The 748-nt window shown below is 38.4% G+C and carries 1 protein-coding gene; it reads left to right on the forward strand.

Annotation, left to right across the window (positions count from 1 at the left end; genetic code table 11):
- Nucleotides 1–748 (forward strand): Cna B-type domain-containing protein (locus V7183_RS21255; RefSeq protein WP_335360748.1); only part of this gene is annotated, 748 nt, incomplete at both ends.

A 748-nucleotide genomic window follows, 5' to 3' on the forward strand; every position in this document is an offset into this window, starting at 1 on the left:
ATGAATTCAAAGATTTAGCTGCGTACGATGCAAACGGCAAAGCGTACAAGTATGAAGTAAAAGAACAACCAGTGACAGGATATCAATCAGAAGTAAATGGCTACAACATTACAAACACAAAAGTAGCGAAATTGACAGTAGAAGGAACGAAGACGTGGAAAGACGGAAATGCAACAGACCGTCCGGCAATGATCAAAGTAGACTTACTACAAAACGGAAACGTGATCAAAACACAAGACGTACTAGCAGTAATGGGTTGGAAATATATATTCGCGGATTTAGATGTATATGATGCGAATGGAGTAGCGTACAAGTATGAAGTGAAAGAACAACCAGTAGCGGGATACCAATCCAGCGTAAGTGGTTATGACATCACAAATACAAAAGTAGGCGAAACGAAAGTAGAAGGAACAAAGACTTGGAACGATAACAACGCAACAAATCGTCCAAGCTCGATTAAAGTAGATTTACTACAAAACGGTAAAGTAGTAGACACAAAAGAAGTAACAGAGGCAACAAATTGGAAGTACGCATTTGAAAATCTACAAGCATACGATGCGAATGGAATAGCTTACACGTATACAGTGAAAGAACAACCAGTAGATGGATATCAATCTGAAGTCAAAGGTTATGACATCACAAATACAAAAGTAGGAAAGACAACAGTAGAAGGAACAAAAACATGGAAAGACGACAATGCGACAGATCGTCCGAGCATAATTAAAGTAGACTTACTACAAAATGGTCA

Origin of the sequence: Bacillus sp. JJ1127 (assembly GCF_036965845.1) — a bacterium.
Classification (GTDB): domain Bacteria; phylum Bacillota; class Bacilli; order Bacillales; family Bacillaceae_G; genus Bacillus_A.